We start from the raw sequence: 24,365 nt of genomic DNA on the forward strand, positions 1-24,365 counted from the left end.
ATCAGCGTTTTCAATAACTGTTGTAATGGTTTCGAAGTTTTTAATAACCGCTCCAAGATCTATACTAGTAACAACACCTTCTTCATCGGTATAATCTAATGTGTGCCCATCTGAATTAAGTCCTAAAAAGGTTAAGGTTTCTAGGTCTGCAATATTAATAGGTTGTGTATCTCCGTTTACATCTATATAGGTAAAGGCATTGTTTACCACATCCCAGAAAACAATATTATCGGGCAAATCAGTATCTACCATCATTTTATTCCAGCTTCCCAGGTACCAATAATAATAACCAGGATTAAGCGTTGTAGTAGTACTTGTATTGTATACTAATAAGCTTTCAATATTTCCTGCTGAAATAGTTGTTTGATCTGTTACACTTAATAATGACACTTGCGGAATTAATATTCCTCGATTACCAGATACAATTTCCAACTGGGCAGATGAATTAGGCATATCGGTACCGATACCTACTTGCGCATAAATAAGACCACTTGTGATTAAAGTTAGAATTAGTAATAGTTTTTTCATGAATTCTGAATTGTTTCGCCTTTGGGCTTAGGTACATCTGTTTTAAACAAAAGTGACATGTAATAATTGAAGTATGGAATTACAAAAAGTAAACCTCAATATTATTTTGGAAATATCACTCTAATATATTCTGAGTAAAATTAAGCTTTAAAATAAGGCATAAAAACTATGTAGTAGTCGTATTACGCAAAACAGACAACACACAGATACCTGAAGAATAGTCAATTAGAAATAGCAGTAAATTTCATCAGGTATTTAAAGCACTTCAACGACACCTCATTATAAACTAAAGAAAAAATAGTTATTTATAGAAAATCTATCTTTAGCAATGAGTACGCTGGAAAATTATAGAAATTGTAGACTGAAATAAAACTTTATGTTATTAAATTTATATTACTGGAAAACATCAACAAATTAGATATTAAAATATAAAAGAAACATTTTATACTTCTCAACAGTAAAACTAAACTATATTATGATTTAACTTGCTTTATTATGATTTAACTTTCCAATAAATTTTGAAGGTGGAGTATTTACAAAATGTTTAAAACTAGCTGAAAACTTACTATGTGAAGAAAAACCACATTCTTCTGCTAAATAACTTATTTTATAATTTAAGTATTCGGGATCTGTTTTTAATTTATCTACGATGTACTGAATGCGCAATTTATTTATATAGTCGTTATAATCTGTATTCTTATTTCTTTTAAGAACTTGCCTAAGGTACTTTGCATTGGTATTTAACTCACCTACTAGAGTTGACAAGGACATGTTATTATTTAAAAAATTATTTGAAACTTCAAACTCCTCTAACTTCTGCAACAGCTCCTGTTCTTTTTCTTTAGACAAGAGAAATTCTCGTGATTTGTTTAGATTTATATCATGATCACGTTTTATTTCATGATCATTTCCATACATGGAATTTCCTGCTTTTCTTTTGTGATAAGCACCAAAACCAATTAACAAAAGTATTAAACCTCCAATAATTATGTAAAAATAATTATTGGAAGTAGCTTTTTTTGAGTTCTCATTAAGCGCTTTATAAGCACTATTTATCATGCTCTTATCCTGGGCACTATTTTTATTTAATACATCCAAATATTTTGAATCATAAGCCATATAATGATCTAGCTCTTGTTTTTGCAAATAATAATTACCTAAATTTTTATATACATTTTCTTTTAAAGAACCATTATTGCTGTTTTCAGAAATAACTAAAGCCTTTTTTAAATAGACTTTCGCAATCTCATTATTGTTTAGCCTTAAATACGTTTTCCCTAAACTATAATACACAGTTCCTGCACAAAGAGAACTTCCCGCATCTGCTTTATTTAAAAACACTTCAGCTTTCGAAAAATGCTCCAGTGCTTTCGTATTATCTTCCAATGCCATAAAAGCCCGTCCCATCATTTGTTCAGCATTTCCAATACTAAAATATTTAAATTGTGAGGGCTCTTCCGCTTCAAACGAAGCAATAGCTACTTCAAGAAGTTTAATAGCTTTATAATAATCGTTTTCATCCAAAGCGTATTCAGCTAGTTCCTGATTACTCTGGCCTTGGCGTTTTAAAGCTTGTTTTTTGTCGCTTATATTAGCACTGGCCTCTATTCCTTTTTCAAGATAGTCTTTTCCAGTATCCAAAAAACCAATAATCCTATATTGTGAAGATAGAAAACCATAAATTCTTGACTGGAAATTATAATCTCCTTCCGCCTCTGCTATTTCGAGAGCCTCAAGTGCATGACCAATAGCCTCTCCACGCATATCTTGTTTCTCTAAAATGTCTGCAAGAAACATGTGAGTACTTAATTTTTGTTTTACATTTTTAGAATTCAGATGTATAGAGTCGGCTAAATGGATTGCTTTGGAAGGATTTGATGCCGCTATATTTACAGTAATATTATAAAATACTGAATCCAATTCCTTTAATGATTCTTCGTTTTGAGAATAAAGAATAAAAGGCAATAAAAAGATAATAAAAAGATAAAATCTCATTAAAAACAAAGGACATAGATTGTAGGACCTTGCAAAGGTACCTAATTCCTTACTAATTTGCGTTACAATTGTTAAGAAAATGTTATTTATTAGTTAAACCATGCTCATTTTAGAAATAATAATAATAATAATAATAATAATAATATTATCTAATTAAAAAATCAAACGTCCTAATTCCAATAATTGTTTTAATTATACCCAACTGGTGTCGGTTTGCCTAGCTCAAAACCTTGTAGTCCAAAATCGTCAATATCAAGCGCATTGGTTTTAAATATACTATTCCCATTTCCGGGAATACTCGGATAGTAGGACAATGATAGTTTTATAGAATTAAACACCAAATACTCGTTTTTAATAAGAAGCCCCACACTAAAAGACGAATACAATTTACTCGTATTAAAACGCGTTTCTTCATCGGCAAGCAGTGCAGCACTCATATTTACATAGGGATTAAACCTAAAACCAATAAACCGCCATGGTGGATAAAACTGACTTTGAGTCGATAGCACAAATTTTGAAGTCCCCATTAAGCCACTATCAAAGTTGGGAATCCCCATACTATTTTCATGTCGCTCATATCTGTGATAAAAGCTTTTAAAGTCATTTCTCTCATCAATAGTTATGCGGTCGCCTACAGAGTTTAAACGGTTTTTCCCAATCAATAACTGTGGTTTAATAAACTGGCGCATTTTCCACTTATCGCCCAGATAAATCAAATTAGTAAAGTAATTGGCACTGAAAGAATAGGCTGTTTGTTCGGCTTCACCCTTATTAAAAAAAGTACTATATTCTAAATTAACACTTAAGTATCCCCAATTGTAATAGTTTCCATGCGCTATTTTTCCACCTAAATAAAATCGGTTTTGTTCATTTTTATATTGATTACCGGCGGTAATGGCAAAAATATCCCCCACAGGAACACTTTCCGTTATACCATCTCTAAATATATAGTTGTCCTCCACGAATCGCCTGGATGAAATACCGATACTACTCAAATAAAATGTTTCGTTTGAAAAAAACTGAATACTATCGAATTCTATTGTGGGCTTTTCTTTGTAGTCTATATTAAGAAATCTAACAGCACTAATAATATTTGCGGTTCTTTCTCTCTCCGATTTCCCTTTGAATAAGTGAAAGGAATATCCTGCCCAAACATCTTGTGATTGATACTTAAAATCTTGGCGCATAAACTCCATATTGGCATCTGGAAGATCCTTATATGTAAATTGCTCGTCCAAATAAACACCAGCCGCCCATTTTGTATACGGAGAAAAGAATGTCCTTTCTATATCAATAAATTTACTTTTGGCTTCATCCAAGTTATTACTATAACCAACAGCTGTACTTATATAAGTGTTTTTAAAATTCGGCATAGCATATAAAAACTCATGCGCCCATTTGCCATCGTCAAATCGGTTATCAAAACGCAATTTTAATTGGTGTCCAAATCCTAAAAAGTTATGTTCATTTAATTTCAACTTCATCTTCGATTTTGAAATAGCACCACGCGGCACCAAACTCCAGGAATCTAAAGTTGTCACATATACATCAACAGAATCCGGACTTCCTTCCACCTGCTCTGCTCTAATTTCAACATCTCTTATAAAACCTTGATCGCGTAATAATCGTTTAGACTCTTTGAGCAAAAGACCATCTAAGGGTTTATTCTTATTAAAAATCAAGACGTTTTTAATTGCAAAATCTTTCGATTTTAAATGAAGCTTATTCCCTGTTCTTTCCAACCAACTATGGGTTGTTTTTGTAGAGTCTGAAATTGAAAACCCAAAAGGATCATGACTTTCAATGTTTATATCCCTTATAATCTTGCCCTCAAATTGACGATAATCTTGGGTTGGCACCACCACAGATTTATTATTCGGTTTCTTTTTAGACTTAAAGATTAACTTATGTATTAATTTGGTTGATTTGGATTTTTCCGAGTAGTTTTCTATCCGCTCATAAACAGCATGAGTAGAATCCTGTTTATGATCCTTTACTTGAGAAAAACCATAATTAAAAAAGCTTATACATAGTATGATAAGGACTTTATTAATATGCGATAGTTTATTCATGTAGTTTAATTTGGAAGCTCGTTTTTAGCTACGCTATTTAAAATGTTTTTCCTTTTTAAGTGAAGACCGCACCCATGGGAAGCAAAAATAATGAAATGTCCACTTATGCAGACTTAATAATCACCAATTATATAAAACTTTTGCGGATCATGTTAATTCAACTTTTTATTATAATATTCCGATGCTGAAAAGGCATTTTTATCCCTTCGTCATCAAACCTTTTTTTCACCCTTTCTATCACATCACATTTAAATGCAAACGCATCAGACGAGAATTGCACCCAAGCCCAAGCTTTTATTATCATTGCTTCTTCGTTAATTTCAATCAATGCGGTTTTTACCATAGGGTTTCCATCATTTTTATCAATTAGCAACCGATTATCATAAATTAGCGGATGATTTTCGCATGTTTCTTGAATAATCTTTTTTGCTAAATCCACATCACTAGTATGAGAAATTCCGATTTCTATATGCTCACAGTATTTTGTTTCTCCCAAATCATAATTTGTCAGTTTTTCTTTACTAACTATTGCATTCGGAATAATCATCATTCTATTCTGTGAATCTCTAATAACGGTATGACGCATTGTTATGCTCTTTACCTTACCTACTATGCCTCCTTTAACGGTAACTTTGTCGCCAATTTTAAACGGTTTAAACGTTATTATAAAAAGCCCTCCTACAAAATTACCCAAGGCTTCTTTTGCCCCTAAACCTACAATTAGAGTAAGTACACCTGCTCCACTTAAGGCCAATTTTGCGGCATCTTTAAGGGATGGAAAAATTAATAAACCTAATAGAATCCCTACAAATACCATACTAACTCCAACTACAGAGCGCACGAATTTATAGTTGACTGGTTTTAGATCCGTAACATTTTGTTCATGGGTTTTATATTTAAACCATAAATTACTTAAAACAACAGCAGATATCGTTATTACGGCTATAGTCCCTAAATATGCAACCAGTTTAAAATACTGCTCTAAATTAGTCTGCTTATCCCTTTCATTAAAAATAAAACATAATGCAATTACTGTTAACGCAAACCACAAAACCCATAAAACATATTTGATTAAATTAATAGATTTTAAGGACGCTCCTGGCAGTATTACACTCACTATTTTTGTTAACCAATTATGCAATTTTGTGGTCAGTATACAAAGGGCTACCGCAATTGCTAAAACAGTAACTGCATAAAAAACATCAAACTTATAGGTTTCTAAAAACTGGTTCATATTATTTGAATAGTACTATATCCAGAGCCCATTTTCTCCAGTCTTATTTGCGTAGATATGCGTTCTTTTAAAGCCTCAACATGAGAAATAACTCCAATGGATTTATCACCCTCATTTTGCATTTTTTCCAAGATGGTAATAGCTTGATTTAAGGTTTCAGGATCTAACGTTCCAAAACCTTCGTCAATAAAAATAGATTCGATTTTTACGTTTTTAGCAGCCAAATCAGACAAAGCAAAAGCCATGGCTAAACTCACCATAAATGTTTCACCGCCCGACAAGGTATTAATGGACCTTCTAGCATCTCCTTGGTGACTATCAAAAACTTTTAATGAATCGTTTTTGTCCGCTTCATCAGCCGTTGGGATATCTAGAATGTAGCGATCGCTTAAATCTTTCAGTCGCAAATTAGCATAACCAATCAGTTGTTCAAGCGTTAAATCCTGTACAAAATTTGAAAACCGTTTACCATTAGCATCCCCTATTAAACCATTCATAGTTTTCCATAGGGCTTCTTCTTTTTTATAAGCTTTTAATTTTGTTAGCAGTTTTTCTTGCTTTTCTTTGGTTTGTTTATCGGCCGTAAGCTTATTTTTAATGGTTATAATTCTTTCGTTTAAAATATTATATTCTTCTTCATTCTTATGAAACGCCATTTCCAATGTTGCAATTGGTTCCTGAATTGTAATTAGCTTTATAAAAGCTTCAATTTCCTTTAATGCATTTTCTTTTTCGGTTTTTAACCGCTCTTGCTTTAATTGTAAATCTTTATCTCTCTGGCGAATACTATCTGCTTTTGCTTCCGGAAGTATCAAGCTTTTTAAATGCAGAAGACTTTCAATATTTTCATTTTTAAGGATGTCATCTAATTGCTTCTGAAAAACATCCCGCTCTTTTACAATTTCGGTAATTCGAGCTTTTAATGATGAAATTAACTTATTAGTATTAACAACATCTTGTGTATTTGCAGCCCATTTCGAATTTAAATCTTGAACTTTGGCATCAATATCATCAGCCGCATATAATTGTTTTCTTCTCGTTTGCTTTTTTAACTTCACTTCTGAACTTGTCAGCCACAGATTGGAAGTTTCCTTTAAAGTCGCCAATAGATTTCTTAATTCGAAAGCTTTTTTAAGGCGTTCCACCGTCTGTACGTCGGTTGTTAGTTCTTTCTCTAAAACCTCAACAGCTTCCACGTTTTCAACAATTCCAATTTTAAGGGATTTACATAAGTTTTCAACCTCCTTAAACTTGGGCTTTATGGTTTCTGAAATTTCAGCAATACTTTTTCTTAAAGCTTTCCCTTTTTTTTCTTCGTTTTCAAGATTTGTTTGAGTCGAAGTTTTCAATTCGCGTTTAGTCGCTAAAAAGTCGGTTTTCGTTTTTAAAGCATCTTCTTTTAATTCGAAAATTGGTTTATCAGTTGCAAATGGATGTTCTAATGAACCACAAAGCGGACAAGCTTCGCCATTTTCCAATAAATTTCTGTGCGTTTCTAAACTTTGATGTTTTTTCCGCTTTTCTTCTTCTATATTCAGTTTTTCGACTTCCTTTTGAAGCGCTTTCAGTTCGAATTCTAATAATTCTAAACTGGCTTTATATTTCTTAAATAAATCATCACTTTCGGTTAACTCGGTTTCTTTGGATGTTTTATTCTTTACTAAAGCATTGTAATCTGTTAAAGCGACTTTCAACTTATTAATAAATCCTGATTTCAAACTTAAACTTGCATCCTTTTCTGCTAAAGCTTCTTCATTATCAATCTTCTTTTTATGGAGAAAAACTTCAACTTTTTCTTCAACAGGATTAATGGAATCTATAAAAACAGCAGGATTTTCATTAAATCGAATTCTTTCTGCCCCTTTATTCACATTCAAAAGGATTTTATGAATATGATCTTCATGAAGTTTCGCTTGCGCAGTAGCCAGCGTTTCTTCTTGTTTTAAATCGGTTACGGTTTTACGCAACTGCTCTAATTGCTCTGCATATTGTTCAGGCTTTATCTTTTCCCCTAAAAGTTCTGAAGCCAATTCTTGCAAATTGTCTTTTTCCTTTAAAACCTGGGTTTCATTTGTTTTCTGGCGCGTAAGCTCTTCCGAATTTTCTTTATGCGCTTTATCTTTTTGTTCAAAATTGGAAATAAGGGTATTATGCCCGACGTATTTCGAATGCTTTTTTAAAGTCTCTTCCTCTTTTTTGAAGTTTTCTAACGCCTCTGATAATTCCTTCTGAAGCGATTCGTTTTTACTTAAAATCGTTTCATTTTTCAGAATGCCTTTCTTATTTTCAATCTCAATTTTTAAACCATCAATCTTTTTCTTTTGAGCAACTTTCGTTTTGGCTAATGTAGTTTCTTCAGTAAGTAAATTATTTTTTTCTTCTTCGGGTATTAATTCAATTTCTCCGAGTCGTATATTCTGTTCTTTGCAAGCATCGGATGCGTTTTTAAACTTCTTAAAAACTGCTATTCCAATAGATCTATAATCTTTAGCGCCGGTAATATCTTCCAATAACTTATTGCGCTGGTCTCTTGGCGCTTTTAATAATTTACTGAATTCCCCTTGCGAAAGCACCATGGCTTTTACAAATTGATCATAACTCAAGCCTATTAGTTCGGCGTTTTTACTTGGAACTGCAGATTTACCACTTACAATAATATCTCCCGTTGCAACATCAATAATTTCCTGTTTTCTATCATTCAGATTATTATTCCGATTGCGTTCTATAGACCAATGCGATCGATAGGTTTTTTGGTTAACTATATATTCAACCTCAGCATAACAATCTTGCGCATTTCTAGTCATAATCCCACCATCACCATCAATAATGCGCTTACTAATCGCTCCAATTCTAGGCACCTGATTATATAAAGCCAAAGTAATAACGTCCAACAAGGTAGATTTTCCAGATCCTGTAGCGCCAGTAATAGCAAAAAGCCCGCTTTCGGCTAACGGACCCGATAGAAAATCGATATGATGTTCGCCTCGCAACGAGTGGATGTTTTTAAAACTGATTTTACTGATCTTCATAAATTACAGATTAAGTTCTTCTAAAATTTGACGAAATGCATTTTTTAAATCATCGATGTTTTCCTGATTTCCGTCAAGTTCTAATCGTTTTTCAAACATTTCCATTGGCGTTACATCGGCGACGCTTATTCCTGGTTCAAAAGCTTCGGAAGCTCCACGAACTTTGTTTATGAAATTTAATTTAGACTTTATAATTTTAAGATTCTCGTTTTCTTGACTGTCTAATAATTCATCCAAATCCTGCCTAATTTGAATATTCTCGTTGGGTTCATTTACTATGATTTCGGCTAATGAAACAAGTCCTGTATTCTGAATATAATTACTTAATTGTGTCTTGACTTCTTCAAGCGTACCTTTAAAAGCTACCAAATCTCTAAATTTAGGAATTGGCAAGATTTCAATATCTGTGTTTTTTCCAGAAACAGTAATTATATTGACTAGTTTCTCCTCTTCTTTCTCACTAAAGCTTAAGCAAATAGGCGAACCCGAATAATAAATATTCCGAGATTCGGACACCGCATACGGTTTGTGAATATGGCCAAGCGCCACATAATCGGGTTCATCTCCAAAAATAGAGCCGTTAACACCAGCCTGATTTCCAATTTGAATATCCCGCATACTTTCCGAAACGTGCGCGCCTTGCACATATAAATGTCCCATAACAATAAAAAAATCGCCTTGAAAACTTTCAAGATAATACCTATTAATGTTTGCAAAGTAGTTTTTTATACCGTCTCTAATTTGTTCAATTTTATCAGTATAAGATTCTCCTGGTGCAGATTTTCTAATATCCTTATCTCTCAAAAACGGAACCGCAGCAACCACCACGTTTTCTTCTCCTACACTATATTCAAAAAACAATTCGCTTATAGAATCGGACGCACCACCAACCACATTAATATCCAGAAAATTTAATAGTTCTTTTGGTGCATTTAAAACAGCTGCTGAATCGTGGTTTCCACCAGTAATAAGAATTTTACATCCCGAACCAATCATCCGTTTTAAAAAACTGTAATATTGTTTTAAAGCGGCTTGAGATGGATTTGCCTGATCGAAAACATCACCAGAAACTAATAACAAGTCTATTTTTTCGTTCTTGATGGTATTTAAGAGCCAATGGAAAAACAAATCTAAATCTTCTGATAAATCAATTTTATGTAATTGCTTTCCAATATGCCAGTCTGAAGTGTGTAGTATTTTCATATTTATCAATACATGCATTTTTCTAATAGATTAAAATCTATCAACGCGTTAAATCTAATCATTTAAACCAAAGTTTAAAATTAAGCATTAAAACATGATTTTTAACACCGGTTTCTGTGAAAAAAGTTTTAGTTATTAGACAAACCAAACTTTAAATAAAATGCCTTATTCAAAAAAATACTAAATTAATAGTTCCGAAGTATTTCGAGTAGTAAATGCTGAAATCCACTTAAATCAGGGAGTTGACACTGTAAAGTCTAACATTATACTTACAACATGTCAGTACGTGCAATAATTACAGAACATTATCTGTCGTTTTTTATTTTCCATGTTTTAAATTATTATTAATACTTCCGTAGCATCTTAATACTCATAATACAAGAATGACAAAATGCCATGTATTTATTCAGATTACAATGCAGAGAATTATTCAGTAGAGGTTTAAAACTTAAAAATCATCATTAAACAAGAGCTTAATGAACACTCCCAGGGCTATGATGACTGATGTCTTGCCTATTATAAAATTCTCCTGGCGCGGACTTCCTAACATTATAATAAAACAGTATTAATACTGAAATTTGATTTTTATGATACTTATAAACTACTAAAAAGTAACTACCTTTGTCCATCCTAATTTACAGTAAAACGGGACACGTGGTTCGTAATTCTCCCACGTTAAAAAACTATGAAACGCTTTATGTCTTCTAAAAAAATAAGCGCCTTGTATTGCTACTCGTCGCATTTCACATTCTTATTGTTGCATCAAGCAATTATTTGGTGCAGTTTCCTATATCGGTTTTCGGATTCAAGGCCACTTGGGGTGCTTTCACCTTTCCGTTTATCTTTTTGGCAACAGATCTTACCGTACGCCTTTTCGGAGCACGACTAGGAAGACGGATTATTTTTTACGCTATGTTTCCCGCCCTGATAGTATCCTATTTGATTACCGTTGGTTTTCGCCATGGTATTTGGTTAGGGTTTGACGTGCTATATAGTTTCGATCTTTTTGTGGCACGCATTGCCATTGCTAGCTTTTCTGCCTATGTAATTGGACAGGTTTTAGATGTTTTTGTATTTAATAAACTACGACAACACAAACAATGGTGGCATGCGCCAGTAGCTTCCGCTATTTTCGGGAACTTTATGGATACTCTTGTGTTTTTTATCATTGCTTTTTACAAAACATCAGACACCTATTTAGCAGAAAATCTCGTCGAAATAGCAACAGTAGATTATATTTTTAAAATGATAATAAATGCGCTATTCTTTCTTCCGCTTTATAAAGTTATTTTAGATCGTGTTATGAAAAGGTTACAACAACAGACTGTATAAGTTTTACGACATTCTTAAAGTTGTAAATCGAATAAAAACTACATATAAGAGTAACTTCTAAATGAAAATACCCCGAGACGCTGCTCAGGGTATAAATTTTCTTATTAAAATTAGTTTGCTTTTAGATTGGTGAAACCAAATCCTCAAACCAAGTTTTTACGTCCCCTTCCAAATGCGGTTTCAGTTTTTCTTGAACTAATTTATGATAAGTGTTCATCCAATCTATTTCTTCTTTAGAAAGTAAATCTTTAACAATAATACTTTTAAAGAAAGGACAAAGAGTTAAAGTTTCAAATTCGTAAAACGTATTCCATTCCGTTGTCTTCCACGTATTAATCAGGATTAGATTCTCATGACGGATTCCGTATTTACCTTCTACATAATAGCCCGGTTCATTAGATAATACCATCCCTTCCTGTAATTCATTTGGATTAAGATCCTTACGGATGCTCATTGGTCCTTCGTGAACATTTAAGAAACTGCCTACACCATGACCAGTACCGTGATTAAAATCTTTTCCTTCTTTCCATAAAGGCATTCTCGCCAAAGCATCTAGTTGAACACCTCTAGTACCTTTAGGAAATTTAACCATAGACAACTGGATCATGCCTTGAAGCGCCAAGGTAGCATCCTTTTTAAATTCGTCTGATACATCGCCTAATGGAAATGTACGGGTAATATCCGTTGTACCTTCTAAATATTGACCACCAGAATCTACCAAAATACTGCTATCGTTTGTCACTTTAGCACTGCCTTCAGATTTAGCTGAATAATGAATAATGGCTCCATTACCTTTATAACCAACAATGCTATCAAAACTAGCACCTATAAAATTCTTTCCTTCGGCACGAAAACCGTGCAATTTTTTCCCGATGGTATACTCGTCTAAATCCTCTTTTCCAACTGTATGGGTTAGCCAATGGAGAAATTTAACCATTGCGACACCATCGCGAACCATTACCGTTCTGAAACCTTCTTGCTCCGTTTCATTTTTAATGGCTTTCATTACATGCCCTGGAACCGGTTTTTCAATAATAGTATTATCTTTTTTTACAGCTTCAAAAACAGATTGATTACTATTAGGCGCGATCAAAATAGATTCGTTATTTAACGTTCCGAGATAATCGAAAAAACTGTCGTAAGATTTCAGTTTAACACCCGATTTCTTCATGAGATTTTGAGCATTTTCATCTAATTTATTTAAATCAACAAAAAGAAAACAATCTTTTAGCGTCAACAAGACATAACTTAAAAATACAGGGTTACATTGTACATCGCTACCGCGTAAATTAAGCGTCCAAGCTACATCATCCAAACTAGAAATAACGTGCGATGTTGCTCCTTCTGCCTTCATTTTTTCGCGGATAGCAGCAATTTTATAAGTCACCGATTGTCCAGCACGTTCTATAGGCTGTACAAAAACAGCATTTTTACTCGCTGCGGGACGTTTAGTCCATACATTATTTAGTAAGGGCAAATCTTTAAGATTGCGTTTATGTTTTGTGCATTTATTTTTTAAAGCTTCCCAGTTGGCATGTGATGTTGCTAAACCATTTACAGCTATGGTTGCATTATCAGAAGTTTCAGAAATAATCCAATCAATATAATTTGGGGTGCCTTCTACGCCGTCTTTAAACAAGTCAATCCCTGAACCTTTTAATTCTTCTGGCCCTTGGGTAAAGTAACGACCGTCTGTCCAAAGTCCAGCTTTATTCGCAGTAACTACTACAAACCCTGCCGAACCGGTAAAACCAGAAAGCCAAGTCCTTTCTTGCCATTCTGCTGGCAAATATTCACCCATATGAGGATCGGCGGAATATACGATAAAAGCATCGATGTTATTTTTCTTCATTTCGGCTCTCAAGGAAGCTACTTTTTCTTTGGCTGTCATAGTTACTATTTTTTTAGAATTCGAAAGTTACAGAAAGTCTACTGTACTGAAAAAGATAATAGATGTTTTACAACTTTTTTAACCTAACTAAAGTGTAATGATGAAATATTACGTTTTTAAAACCCAAAAAGCATAGCTAAATTGGATATCTAGCTAGAATTCAACTATAATTTTCTTAATAATTACGAAGAGACTCCATTTGTTAACTTTGTTTTTATTTAGATAAATGCCTAAATTACAAAGACTCACAAAAACATAAGCATTATGGATATTATAAAAACAATTGTAGAATTTTTCAAGAAACCGGAAGCGGAGACTATCAACGAATCTCCTCAAGGTGTTTGTTCATTATGTTGGGGCTATCAAGAGTACAACGGAAAAATCCGACAACTATTTAAGGACAAACAGGTGGATGTAAACAACCATAAAGACTCTTATACACTGATTCAAGATTTTGTAAAAGCACATGTAGACGGTTATCATATTAAAGATGGTATGGTGCATGTATGTCCTAATTGTGGTGAGTTAGAAAGCGGGAAAGACCGGATTGAGAAGTATAAGCTATCAAAGGATCAGGAATAAATATTTGCTACTATTGGTTTTTCTGAAGCCAAATAATAAAAATCCGTTGGCCTTCATTCGAGATTTAACAAGATTTGGCAAAGAATAATATAAAAGCAAGAATTTTGCAGAAGATATTGCTATCAGTTTACATCCACATATTAATTAACTTTATAATTGTAATAATATTATGAAAAAAGCAGCGAATCCTAAAGTAAGAGTATTAACCTCGGGCACTAAATTAATAGCCAAAGAAATGCAAGCAAACGCTGGAGATTTATTGCCTGCCCACCTTGCAAATGTCGAATCGATACTCTTGGTTCAAGAAGGCGAATGTATTCTTAAAATGAACGATGAAGATCATGTACTTAAACCAGGCGATGCTATGGTAATTCCACCAGAAATAAAACATCAGATAACGGTAATTAAGAGCTTTAAGGCTGTTCACTTTATGCCTAACGACATTGAATTTAAGTTCTTTGACAGTCTTATTTAGACCAGTCCTTTACTACAAGAAAGACATAAAAAATGGGATTAAATAACTAACAGCCTAATTCAACTTTAATTTTTAATCATACTTAAAACCGGCGACAATAAGTCATCAAGAAACTCATTTCTAAATAGTTCCGAATTAAAACCAAACAAACTTATTTATGAAAATTCTAAAAAAGTATCTAGAATTAAAATTGTAAAAGCGGTTTATTAATCCGAAATTAGAGACTCAAAACATTATTTATCATGGACAAAGATATATACCACATAAAAAAAACGCTTCACATAAACGGAAAAGAGAGTTATTATTTTAGCTTGGTAGAACTTCAAAAACAAGGACATGACATTAGTAAAATGCCTTTTTCTATTCGCATTTTACTAGAAAATGCCCTACGTAATTATGACGATTTTGCAGTGACAAAAGAAAACATAGAAACGCTGTTGAATTGGAAACCAAAAGGATCCGATAAAGACATTCCTTTTAAACCAGCTCGGGTGTTAATGCAAGATTTCACTGGTGTTCCTGCCGTAGTAGATATTGCTGCATTGCGCACCGAAGTAGCGCGAAAAGGCAAGAATCCAGACAGCATCAATCCACTTATCCCAGTAGATTTAGTGATAGACCACTCTGTTCAAGTAGATTATTTCGGTACGGATTACGCCTATCAACGCAATATAGACGAAGAATATAAGCGTAATCAAGAGCGGTATCAGTTTTTAAAATGGGCGCAAAATTCATTTGATAATTTCACAGTTGTGCCACCGGGCATGGGTATTTGCCATCAAATAAATCTCGAGTATTTATCTAAAGGTGTTATAGAACGAAATGGTGAAATTTTCCCTGATTCATTAGTAGGAACAGACAGCCACACACCAATGGTTAACGGAATTGGTGTCGTAGCCTGGGGCGTTGGTGGGATAGAAGCGGAAGCTGCTATTTTAGGTCAACCGCTTTATTTTATCATGCCCGAAGTTATTGGTTTGAAACTAACCGGTAAACTACCACTAGGTTCTACAGCTACCGATTTAGTATTAACGATTGCTAATTTGTTACGAAAACGCGGTGTGGTAGGCAAATTTGTTGAAGTTTTTGGTCCTGGTTTAGATTATCTTTCTGTTCCAGATCGCGCTACTATTGGTAATATGTCGCCAGAATTTGGTAGCACTATTACTTACTTCCCTATAGACGATAAAACATTAGAATATATGCGTCAGAGTAACCGATCTGAAGCACAAATAAACCTGGTAGAAACCTACTGCAAAGCTAATATGCTATGGCGTGAAAACGAAAATAAAATCACCTATACAGATGTTGTTGAATTAGATGTTTCTAGTATTGTTCCAACAGTAGCTGGACCTAAAAGGCCACAGGATAAAATTCTATTAAAAGATTTTAAAAACAAATTTATTGAGCTTTTAGATGATTCATTCAACAGGAAATACATTTCTCAAAAAGACCGAGAAATTGAAAAATCCATAACACGCTTTGATAATGAAGGTGGTGATTTACCGGTACCAGAGCCAAAAACAAAACCACAACTTCTAGAAACAGAAACCAAAGAAAAAGACGGGTTAAAAACGGTTTGGATAACTCGTGGCCAAGAAAAATTCATGTTGTCTGACGGCGCAGTAGCCATTGCTGCCATTACATCCTGCACCAATACGTCTAACCCGTTTGTTATGGTGGGTGCCGGTTTAGTTGCCAAAAAAGCACGCGAACATGGTCTTGACGTAAAACCTTGGGTTAAGACATCCTTGGCACCGGGTTCTAAAGTGGTAACCGATTATTTAGAAAAAGCGGATTTAATGAAGGATTTGGAAGCACTCCGATTCCATTTGGCAGGTTACGGTTGCACGTCTTGCATTGGTAATTCCGGTCCACTTCCACAACAAATTGCTAAAGCTATAGATGAACATAACTTGGTCGTAACTTCGGTGCTTTCAGGTAACCGGAATTTTGAAGCGCGGATTCATCCACAAGTGAAAATGAACTTTTTAATGTCGCCAATGTTGGTTGTCGCTTATGCCATTGCAGGTCGCGTAGATATAGATTTAATTAACGAGCCTATTAGCTACGACATCAATCAAGAGCCTGTTTATCTCAAAGATATTTGGCCGACAGACGACGAAATTAATGCCGTTTTGAGTCGTGTTTTATCGCCTTTAGATTTTAAGAAAAATTATGATGAGATTTTTGAAGGCAATGAAATTTGGAGAAATCTAGAAGTTCCGAAAGGCAAACTTTATGATTGGAATGAAAGCTCAACCTATATCAAAGAAATTCCGTTTTTTAAAGGCATTTCTGATGAACCAGAACCGCTTCAAAATATAGAAAACGCCAAAGCATTACTTGTTCTGGGTGATAGTATAACTACCGATCATATTTCGCCAGCAGGCGCTTTTAATGAAAATTCGGCAGCAGGTAAATACTTACTTTCAAAAGGTGTGGCTAAATCAGACTTCAACTCCTACGGTTCTCGAAGAGGAAATGATGAAGTTATGGTACGCGGTACGTTTGCGAATGTGCGTATAAAAAATAAATTAGCAAAAAAAGAAGGTGGTTACACTAAATTCCTACCAACTGGCGAAGAAATGACTGTATTCGATGCTGCAGAAAAATACAGAGAAAGTAATACGCCGCTCGTAGTTTTGGTAGGCAAAGAATATGGAAGCGGCTCTTCGAGAGATTGGGCTGCAAAAGGGACTTTTCTATTGGGCATAAAAGCAGTTTTAGCAGAAAGCTATGAACGTATTCACCGAAGCAATTTAGTAGGACTAGGCGTTCTGCCATTAGAGTATAAAAATGGAGACACAGCAGAAAGCTTGGGAATTATTGGAACAGAAAATTTTACTTTTTGTGGTATTACAGAAGACATTAAACCGTTAAAAGAAGTGGAGATTACAGCCACAGATGAAAATGGTAAAGAAATAAAATTTAAGGCAATTGCCCGTTTAGATTCTGCCATAGAAATTGAATACTATCGCAACGGTGGTATTTTACAATATGTGCTGCGTCAATTTTTAAAAGCTTAAAACCTTTTTAACTGACTCCTTCACTCACTAGAACGACTACGTTTAGATTATGTCAATTGGTGAGAGAATTCATTTTTTAATCTACAAACTAAACCCTACTCCTAATCAACCGCTTGCCTTTTTCGGAAGAGGTTGATTGGGATTAGGAAACCAACCGCTTTAACAAAATCTTAATTCGGATAGCTTTGTCCTTGTTTAGAGATTAATTAAATTTGGGTAGCCATAAACATCTGCAAAGGTGAAATGATGGAAAAAGATTTACCAAAAAAACTTTAAAGTAACCACTTATGTAAATCGGAAAAAGTAAAAGAATTTAATTTAAAACCATAAAAAATGAAACGTACAGCAAATGCCGTTTGGAGCGGAAACTTAAAAGAAGGTGAAGGAAAAATAACCACACAAAGTAAAGTTTTAAAAGATTCACAATATTGTTTTAATAGCCGCTTTGGCGAAGGAAAAAGCACCAACCCCGATGAGCTTTTAGCTGCTGCTCACTCCGGCTGCTTTGCCATGGCATTGAGTATGATTTTAGGTAAAGAAGGCTTTACTCCCGATTCTTTAAACGTTACCAGTACCATAACTATTGATGCTGATAAGCTTGAAATAACAAGTTCAGATCTCGTATTAAAAGCAAAAATCCCGAATATTAGTCAGGATAAATTTATGGAATGCGCCAATGCAGCAAAAGATGGCTGCCCTGTAAGCAAAGCATTAAGTATAAAAATTACGCTTGAAGCTACTTTAGTTAACTAAAATTCGCAGAAAAAATGAGTAATCAAAATAATTTATATCCAGAAGCAACTCGAGAAAACGTCGAGAAAAAAGCAGCCTTAAATCCAAGCAAATAGAAGCTTGCCGAACTTTTAGCCGCGCCGTTTTTAAAGAAGGTCTTCTGAATGAGAAAACATGGCAGACATCAACCTAACCGAGTGGCATGCCAAGGTTAATACAAACCTTAACGGCACTTATTATGTAACGTCCGCTATTACACCTCTTCTGAAGCAAAATAAAGAGGGTGCACATATTATAAACATCAGATAAATTATAGGGAAAACTAATAGTAGCTTAAGTGCAACATATTCAGCTACCAAATACGCCATGCTAGGTTTTAGCGGAGCATTGTTTAAAGAGTTGCGCGGAGATAATATTAAGGTAACATGTGTAAATCCTGGCAGTATTGAAACCCATTTATTTGAAGATTCTGGTATTATGCCGCACGACCATATGTTGCAACCACAAGAAGTAGTTACTTTGCTGCTTCAGATTTCAGAAGTAGCCAGCAATTTATTGATTGACGAAATTACTCTTCGACCGCTAAATCCCACAGCAACTAAATAATAAAAAACGTGTCGGTCTTTTACTCAATGACCGCTCAAATAAACACCAAGTTTTAGAATATTTCTCTCAATTCTAAAACTTGATATTATGCAAAAGGTTAATCTTTAGATTTGATAAATTTTGGATTGATATACAATTTCCCATCTTTTAACTTCTGCCAGTAAATTTTCATATCAGCGTTTATTTCTGGCGCCATGATATACAACCCTATTATATTAGGAAAAGACATTGCCAAAATCATCATATCGGCGAAACTTAAAACCGCACCTAAACTAACCGAAGCCCCTAATACAACAAAGCCCAAATACATGACTTTATAAACTAATTCCAATTTTTTACTTCTTCCAAAGAGGTAACTCCAAGAACGCATTCCGTAATAAGACCAAGAAACCATAGTAGAAAAAGCAAATAAAAATACAGCCACGGCTAGTACAGAAGGAAACCAAGATACGACGCTTCCAAAGGCATCTGCAGTAAGTTCTACACCACCTAATCCGCTGCTGGTTTCGTGCATACCCGTAAATATTAAAACCAAGGCCGTCATGGTACACACGAGCATAGTATCTATAAAGGGCTCAACCAAGGAGGTGAAACCATCGGCAATAGGATGATTTGTTTTGGCAGCACTGTGCGCAATTGCAGCCGAACCGACTCCTGCTTCACTAGAAAAGGCAGCACGTTGCAAACCGATTATTAACACACCAATAAATCCACCTTTTAAAGCTTCAGCAGAAAAAGCACCATCTAAAATTGCTAAAAAAGCACCACCTATAAATTCAATATGATATACTATCACCACTAAACAACCTAATACGTATAATATAGCCATGACAGGAACTACTTTTGCAGTCACTTTAGCTATACTTTTAATGCCTCCAATAATTACAGCCCCTACTAAAACGGCAAAACCAATTCCGAACCAAAATCCTTGACCTTGTAAAAATGGAATTTGCTCGGAAACTATTTTAAAAGCTTGATTAGACTGTAGCATATTACCGCCTCCAAAAGATGCACCTACACCGAGAACTGCAAAAAGAATAGCCAGAAACTTTCCTAATTTCTTTAGATTACGTTTTTCAAGTCCGTAGCGCAAATAATTCATAGGTCCACCAAATATGCGACCTTCCTCATCAATAAAACGGTATTTAACGCCTAGAGTACATTCGGCAAACTTTAAAGACATTCCGAAAAAACCGGCTAGAAACATCCAAAAAGTAGCACCTGCACCTCCTAAAGAAATTGCTACCGCAACCCCCGCAATATTTCCTAGTCCTACTGTAGCCGAAACTGCTGTTGCCATAGCCTGGAAATGCGTAATCATACCAGGAGCATCTGGGTCATCATACTTTCCTCTTGCCAAATCAATAGAATGTCGGAAACCACGAATATTTACAAACTTTAAACGAAGTGTAAAGAAAATACTTCCTAAAATAAGCCAAATAACAATAAACGGAATGGTATTGGTTTTTATATCGCCATTAGGATGTAAAAGAGGTCGTGGGTTTTTGAATTGGATTACTCCCAAAAGCGGCGCATTAAAAGTACCTGTTTTAGGCATTGTAGAAATTAAGGCTCCTTCTTTTGTGGAATGCTCTAAAGTACCTACATCTGAAGCATAAACAAATAACTCAATATTTTCATTATTTTCCAGTACAGCAATCTCCTCTCCTTTTTTAACTTCGCTCCCTTCTGCAACCAACCAACTTTTAACTAGGTATTCTTCATCGCCCGTCTCTTCAGTTTCTGGAAGCGTAATATTTTTATGAGAAGTATAAACTACCGGATCATATATTCCGACGGATGCAAAAGCATCCCAGAATAAAACGGCTCCTAAAACATCTACTGCAGGTTGTACTTTACTGTTAAAAATTTCTGTTATTGATTCGGCAGGGATTTTAAATTTTTGAATAACGCTATTTCCATTTGCATCACTTACCACTACAGAGTGCTCCATACCTTCAATTAAACCAACGGATTCTGATTCAAATAATGGCGTATCTACATTGCTCCATTTATATTGATAAGGTGCTTGACCTCCTTGGATTGTAACCTTTGCAACAGCATTATTAATTTCCGGAGAAGGATTAAGTAATTCCAACGCCACAGTCATTTCACCCGAAGACTGATCTTGGGCTATAGAATTAGTAAAAGGAATGAATAACAACGCCAAAAGGGCAATAAACCTAAATTTTATCATCAAATATTTTAAAAATTTTCGATTTATTTATCGAAAACCACAATTTAGCAATAAACAGAAGCGCTCCCAAGATAATTTAGTTCTTTTTTTGAATTGCTTGCTTTCAATAGCTAACAAAAAATAATTCACTTTTAGATATAATCATTGTCATTGTAATTCCTTCTTCATTTAACTAAACGTTTTAAATATTAAAACCACAAACCTTAACCCTTACATATCAATCCCTAAAGACCATACAGCCATCCTTTTTTTACGGTAAAAAAGTAGTGTCTGGGATTTAAATTAGTTTATTCTAATATCATTTTTAGACTTATCTAAAAATATCTTTGGTTTATCGAATACAATGTTTAGTTTTGCCTAAAATTATTATGAAATGAGAATGAAAAATTATTTATTAGGAAGTCTATTCGCACTTCTCGTACTTTTTTCTTGTGATGTTTTAGCACCTGGAGAACCGGAAGAGAATGAACTGCTCGATGGCCCTGTAGAAGGTTTAAGTATGGCGGAATCTAGACGTTTTATTGAAGGAGACGTTGCTTTTAACGACCAAATATTTACTGTTGAAACCGGTTTAGGACCTGTTTTTACTGGAACTAGTTGTGTAAGTTGTCACGCTGGAGATGGTAAAGGACATCCTTATGTGAAATTTAAACGTTTTGGACAAATTCTACCAGGCGTAAACGAATATTTAGATCAAGGTGGCCCACAACTACAAAACCGAGCTATTCCTGGTTATGAACCTGAAACCTTGCCTGCAGGAGCACCATATACAGATTTGATAGCACCAATTGTTACAGGTTTAGGACTCTTGGACGCCGTTAGCGATCAGGATATTATTGATATGTCTGATCCAGACGATTTAGATGGCGACGGTATTAGCGGGCGTGTACACTGGAATACAAGACCAGACTACGTTACAGATCGTCCAGGAACGATTAGTTTGAATGGTAAATATATCACGCGTTTTGGAAAAAAAGCGCGAATGTATGATCTTTTACATCAAACAGCAGATGCTTATAATCAAGATATTGGGATAACATCGTATTTCGAACCTTATGACACGTATAGTGGAGATAAACTTTCTCCAGAAATAGACAGACAGACTATTAGCGATGTTGTTTTTTACCTAAAAACATTAAAAGAGCCAATACCTAGAGACCAAGATGATCCAGATGTTATGGCTGGTAAAGCTTTGTTTCAAAGTACGCAATGTGTGGGTTGCCACAAACCGACATTAGAAACTGGATATTCGTCAATTGAAGCTATTTCTTTTAAAGAATTTTATCCGTATACCGATTTACTATTACATGATATGGGTCCAGCTTTAGATGATGGATATACTGAAGGCTACGCGACATCTTCTGAATGGCGAACAGCACCATTATGGGGTATTGGATTATCTAAAGACTCCCAGGGTGGTGATTATTATTTACTTCATGACGGAAGAGCTCGAAGTATCGAAGAAGCTATTTTATATCACGGCGGAGAAGCAGAGAACTCTAAAAACCTATATCAAGGTTTAAGTCAACCAGAAAAAGATCAACTTATAAAGTTTATTGAATCCTTGTAAAACTAACTCCTATGGATCGGAAAAAATTTTTAAAAACCTGCGGGGTAGCTCTCGTAGGTCTTCCCTTTGCTTCGGCACTCTTAACTTCTTGTGAAAGTATATATTATGCAACAAACAGCGTTCAAAACAACACAATTGTCGTACCGCTTTCCGAGTTTGAGATTCTTAAAAAAAACAAAATTACCTATCGGACTTTTGTCATGGTTAAAACCGCGAATCAGGATTTCCCTATTTGTCTTTATAAAACCGGAGAGAATAAATACGTAGCGTCCCTCATGAAATGCACACACCGCGGTTGTGAGCTTAATGTAGGCGGCGGAATATACAGCTGTCCATGTCATGGCAGTGAGTTTGACACCAAAGGCACCGTATTAGAAGGACCAGCCGATCTAGATTTAAAAACATTCAAAACAAACATTAAAAATGAAAATATTTACATCCAAATATCTTAAAATTAATCTATTAATTCTCGGAACATTCTGCTTTAGTTCCAGCTTTGCCCAAGAAGAAGAAAGCGTAACGAACAAAAAAGACGATGAGATAGAGTTAAATATGGATGCGGTTTTTAATAGACCAACATTAAGCTTTGATAAAGTTCCAGTAACAGTTGGAGGTTATTTGGAGGCCAATACTATGTACAGAGTAGAGGAAGGCATTACTGACGGCTTATCTTTTCAAGCTAGAAGATTAACCATATTTATGGCAGCTTCAATATCAAGTCGCATTAAATTTTTAACCGAAATAGAATTCGAAGATGGCGGTAAGGAAGTCGCTATTGAATTTGCGGCTTTAGATGTGGCTCTTCACCCTATGTTTAACTTTCGAGGTGGAATTGTAATGAATCCTATTGGCGCTTTTAATGAAAACCACGACGGTCCAAAATGGGAATTCGTCGAACGTCCAGATGTTGCGGTAAATATGTTGGCAGCTACCTTATCCAACGCAGGTTTTGGGGCTTATGGAAAAACCTATTCTGGAAACTGGATTTTTGGCTATGAGGCGTATGTAACCAATGGGTTTAGTAGTAAAATAATTTCCAATGAAGAAGACAAAACCTATCTACCGGCTCATAAAGATGGTGAGAATATCTTTGAAGAGAATTTTAGTGGAGAAGCAATGTTTTCTGGTAAGTTGGCCATAAGAAATAGGAAAATTGGAGAAATTGGGATTTCTTATATGGGAGGCACTTACAATAAGTTTCTAAATGATGGTGAAGAATTGGAAGACAAAGCTAGACTAGATGTTTTTGCCATAGATTGGAACACCACCATTAAGGCTACTGGAACATATATCGTTGGAGAAGCAGCTTGGATATGGGTACAGACACCAGATACATACACGCAGCAATACGGAAATAAGCAGCGTGGTGCTTTTATGGATATTGTACAACCTGTATATAAAAACAAGATTTTTGAATGGGAAGATGCCACTTTCAATGTTGCAGCAAGATTTGACTATGTAGATTGGAATGTGGGACGATTCGCAGAAACCAATACACGCATAGGCGATCAAATTATGGCCGTAACACCTGGAATTAGTTTTAGACCAACGCCAAAAACTGTATTTAGAATGAACTACAGGTATGAATGGCAAAAAGACATTGTTAACAATCCTGCAAAACAAGCAGCAACTTGGTATATGGGATTCAGTAGTTATTTTTAATCAATTTTATCCAGCATTGGAACGCTATGTTTAAAAGTAAACTACTCATATTTAGTGGGACAGTTTAACAGATACTTAAAATACATTATATTATTCTGAACACATTTCAGAACCTAAAAAAGCCTAATGCCAAGCATTGGGCTTTTTCTTTAGAACTTTTCAAGAATAATTTGTCTTTAAAATAAATAGCGACAGAGTTTAACAATTGCAGGTGAAATATTAAAGCCA

The 24,365-nt window shown here is 34.7% G+C and carries 17 protein-coding genes, 1 pseudogene and 1 riboswitch; of the genes and pseudogenes, 10 read left to right on the plus strand and 8 right to left on the minus strand.

The window, feature by feature from the left end; all coding sequences use genetic code 11:
- From BZARG_RS02930 to sbcD, 6 genes and pseudogenes are all read right to left on the minus strand, one after another.
- Window positions 1–528, minus strand: a pseudogene (locus tag BZARG_RS02930) (hypothetical protein); the annotation flags it as partial.
- A gap of 480 nt (window positions 529–1,008) precedes the next feature.
- A complete protein-coding gene (locus tag BZARG_RS02935) occupies window positions 1,009–2,523 on the minus strand; it encodes an AraC family transcriptional regulator (RefSeq protein ID WP_008635294.1) in 1,515 nt (504 codons plus the stop codon).
- Between the two features lie 188 nt (window positions 2,524–2,711).
- The gene (locus BZARG_RS02940; RefSeq protein ID WP_008635305.1) at window positions 2,712–4,595 is read right to left on the minus strand and encodes a hypothetical protein; all 1,884 of its coding nucleotides are present in this window, start codon (window positions 4,593–4,595) and stop codon (window positions 2,712–2,714) included.
- A 157-nt stretch (window positions 4,596–4,752) separates the two neighbouring features.
- Complete coding sequence (locus tag BZARG_RS02945; protein WP_008635277.1) at window positions 4,753–5,829, minus strand: mechanosensitive ion channel family protein; 1,077 nt, start codon at window positions 5,827–5,829, stop codon at window positions 4,753–4,755.
- Window positions 5,826–8,858, minus strand: a complete 3,033-nt coding sequence (locus BZARG_RS02950; RefSeq protein WP_040287958.1) for an AAA family ATPase — start codon at window positions 8,856–8,858, stop codon at window positions 5,826–5,828. The genes BZARG_RS02945 and BZARG_RS02950 overlap by 4 nt, the downstream gene beginning before the upstream one ends.
- A 3-nt stretch (window positions 8,859–8,861) precedes the next feature.
- Window positions 8,862–10,061: an exonuclease subunit SbcD gene (gene sbcD / locus BZARG_RS02955; RefSeq protein WP_040287959.1), complete on the minus strand. Its 1,200-nt coding sequence runs from the start codon at window positions 10,059–10,061 to the stop codon at window positions 8,862–8,864.
- Window positions 10,062–10,709: 648 nt separating this feature from the next.
- Window positions 10,710–10,754: riboswitch (PreQ1 riboswitch) on the plus strand.
- 33 nt (window positions 10,755–10,787) lie between these two features.
- On the opposite strand from sbcD, the gene BZARG_RS02960 reads away from it, so the two are divergent.
- Window positions 10,788–11,393, plus strand: coding sequence for a 7-cyano-7-deazaguanine/7-aminomethyl-7-deazaguanine transporter (locus tag BZARG_RS02960; RefSeq protein ID WP_050807279.1), 606 nt, complete (start codon window positions 10,788–10,790; stop codon window positions 11,391–11,393).
- A gap of 121 nt (window positions 11,394–11,514) precedes the next feature.
- Here the strand turns inward: BZARG_RS02960 and BZARG_RS02965 are convergent, their stop codons facing one another.
- Window positions 11,515–13,284, minus strand: a complete 1,770-nt coding sequence (locus BZARG_RS02965; protein ID WP_008635264.1) for an aminopeptidase P family protein — start codon at window positions 13,282–13,284, stop codon at window positions 11,515–11,517.
- Between the two features lie 264 nt (window positions 13,285–13,548).
- Here BZARG_RS02965 and BZARG_RS02970 point away from each other — a divergent pair, with 264 nt between their 5' ends.
- The 6 genes from BZARG_RS02970 (at window position 13,549) to BZARG_RS15165 (ending at window position 18,708) form a co-directional block, all read left to right on the plus strand.
- On the plus strand, window positions 13,549–13,866 hold the full coding sequence (locus BZARG_RS02970; RefSeq protein WP_008635315.1) for a hypothetical protein: 318 nt from the start codon (window positions 13,549–13,551) through the stop codon (window positions 13,864–13,866).
- 169 nt (window positions 13,867–14,035) lie between these two features.
- Window positions 14,036–14,341: a cupin domain-containing protein gene (locus tag BZARG_RS02975; protein ID WP_040287960.1), complete on the plus strand. Its 306-nt coding sequence runs from the start codon at window positions 14,036–14,038 to the stop codon at window positions 14,339–14,341.
- A gap of 242 nt (window positions 14,342–14,583) precedes the next feature.
- Window positions 14,584–17,370, plus strand: coding sequence for an aconitate hydratase AcnA (acnA, locus tag BZARG_RS02980; RefSeq protein ID WP_008635292.1), 2,787 nt, complete (start codon window positions 14,584–14,586; stop codon window positions 17,368–17,370).
- A 333-nt stretch (window positions 17,371–17,703) separates the two neighbouring features.
- Window positions 17,704–18,123 carry an OsmC family protein gene (locus BZARG_RS02985; RefSeq protein ID WP_008635306.1) on the plus strand — a complete coding sequence of 140 codons (420 nt, stop codon included), beginning with the start codon at window positions 17,704–17,706 and terminating at the stop codon, window positions 18,121–18,123.
- Window positions 18,124–18,276: 153 nt separating this feature from the next.
- Complete coding sequence (locus BZARG_RS16115) at window positions 18,277–18,411, plus strand: hypothetical protein (RefSeq protein WP_262483626.1); 135 nt, start codon at window positions 18,277–18,279, stop codon at window positions 18,409–18,411.
- A gap of 3 nt (window positions 18,412–18,414) precedes the next feature.
- Window positions 18,415–18,708, plus strand: coding sequence for an SDR family NAD(P)-dependent oxidoreductase (locus BZARG_RS15165; protein WP_262483627.1), 294 nt, complete (start codon window positions 18,415–18,417; stop codon window positions 18,706–18,708).
- 97 nt (window positions 18,709–18,805) lie between these two features.
- Here BZARG_RS15165 and BZARG_RS02995 read toward each other — a convergent pair whose 3' ends face one another.
- Complete coding sequence (locus BZARG_RS02995) at window positions 18,806–20,905, minus strand: amino acid carrier protein (RefSeq protein WP_008635299.1); 2,100 nt, start codon at window positions 20,903–20,905, stop codon at window positions 18,806–18,808.
- Window positions 20,906–21,278: 373 nt separating this feature from the next.
- On the opposite strand from BZARG_RS02995, the gene BZARG_RS03000 reads away from it, so the two are divergent.
- The 3 genes from BZARG_RS03000 to BZARG_RS03010 are packed head-to-tail and all read left to right on the plus strand — an operon-like array spanning window position 21,279 to window position 24,137.
- Window positions 21,279–22,475 carry a di-heme oxidoredictase family protein gene (locus tag BZARG_RS03000; RefSeq protein WP_008635308.1) on the plus strand — a complete coding sequence of 399 codons (1,197 nt, stop codon included), beginning with the start codon at window positions 21,279–21,281 and terminating at the stop codon, window positions 22,473–22,475.
- Between the two features lie 11 nt (window positions 22,476–22,486).
- Window positions 22,487–22,927, plus strand: a complete 441-nt coding sequence (locus BZARG_RS03005; protein WP_008635302.1) for a QcrA and Rieske domain-containing protein — start codon at window positions 22,487–22,489, stop codon at window positions 22,925–22,927.
- On the plus strand, window positions 22,899–24,137 hold the full coding sequence (locus tag BZARG_RS03010) for a hypothetical protein (protein ID WP_008635289.1): 1,239 nt from the start codon (window positions 22,899–22,901) through the stop codon (window positions 24,135–24,137). The genes BZARG_RS03005 and BZARG_RS03010 overlap by 29 nt, the downstream gene beginning before the upstream one ends.
- Window positions 24,138–24,365: the final 228 nt, after the last annotated feature.

This window comes from Bizionia argentinensis JUB59, assembly GCF_000224335.1.
Taxonomy (GTDB): Bacteria; Bacteroidota; Bacteroidia; order Flavobacteriales; family Flavobacteriaceae; genus Algorimicrobium; species Algorimicrobium argentinense.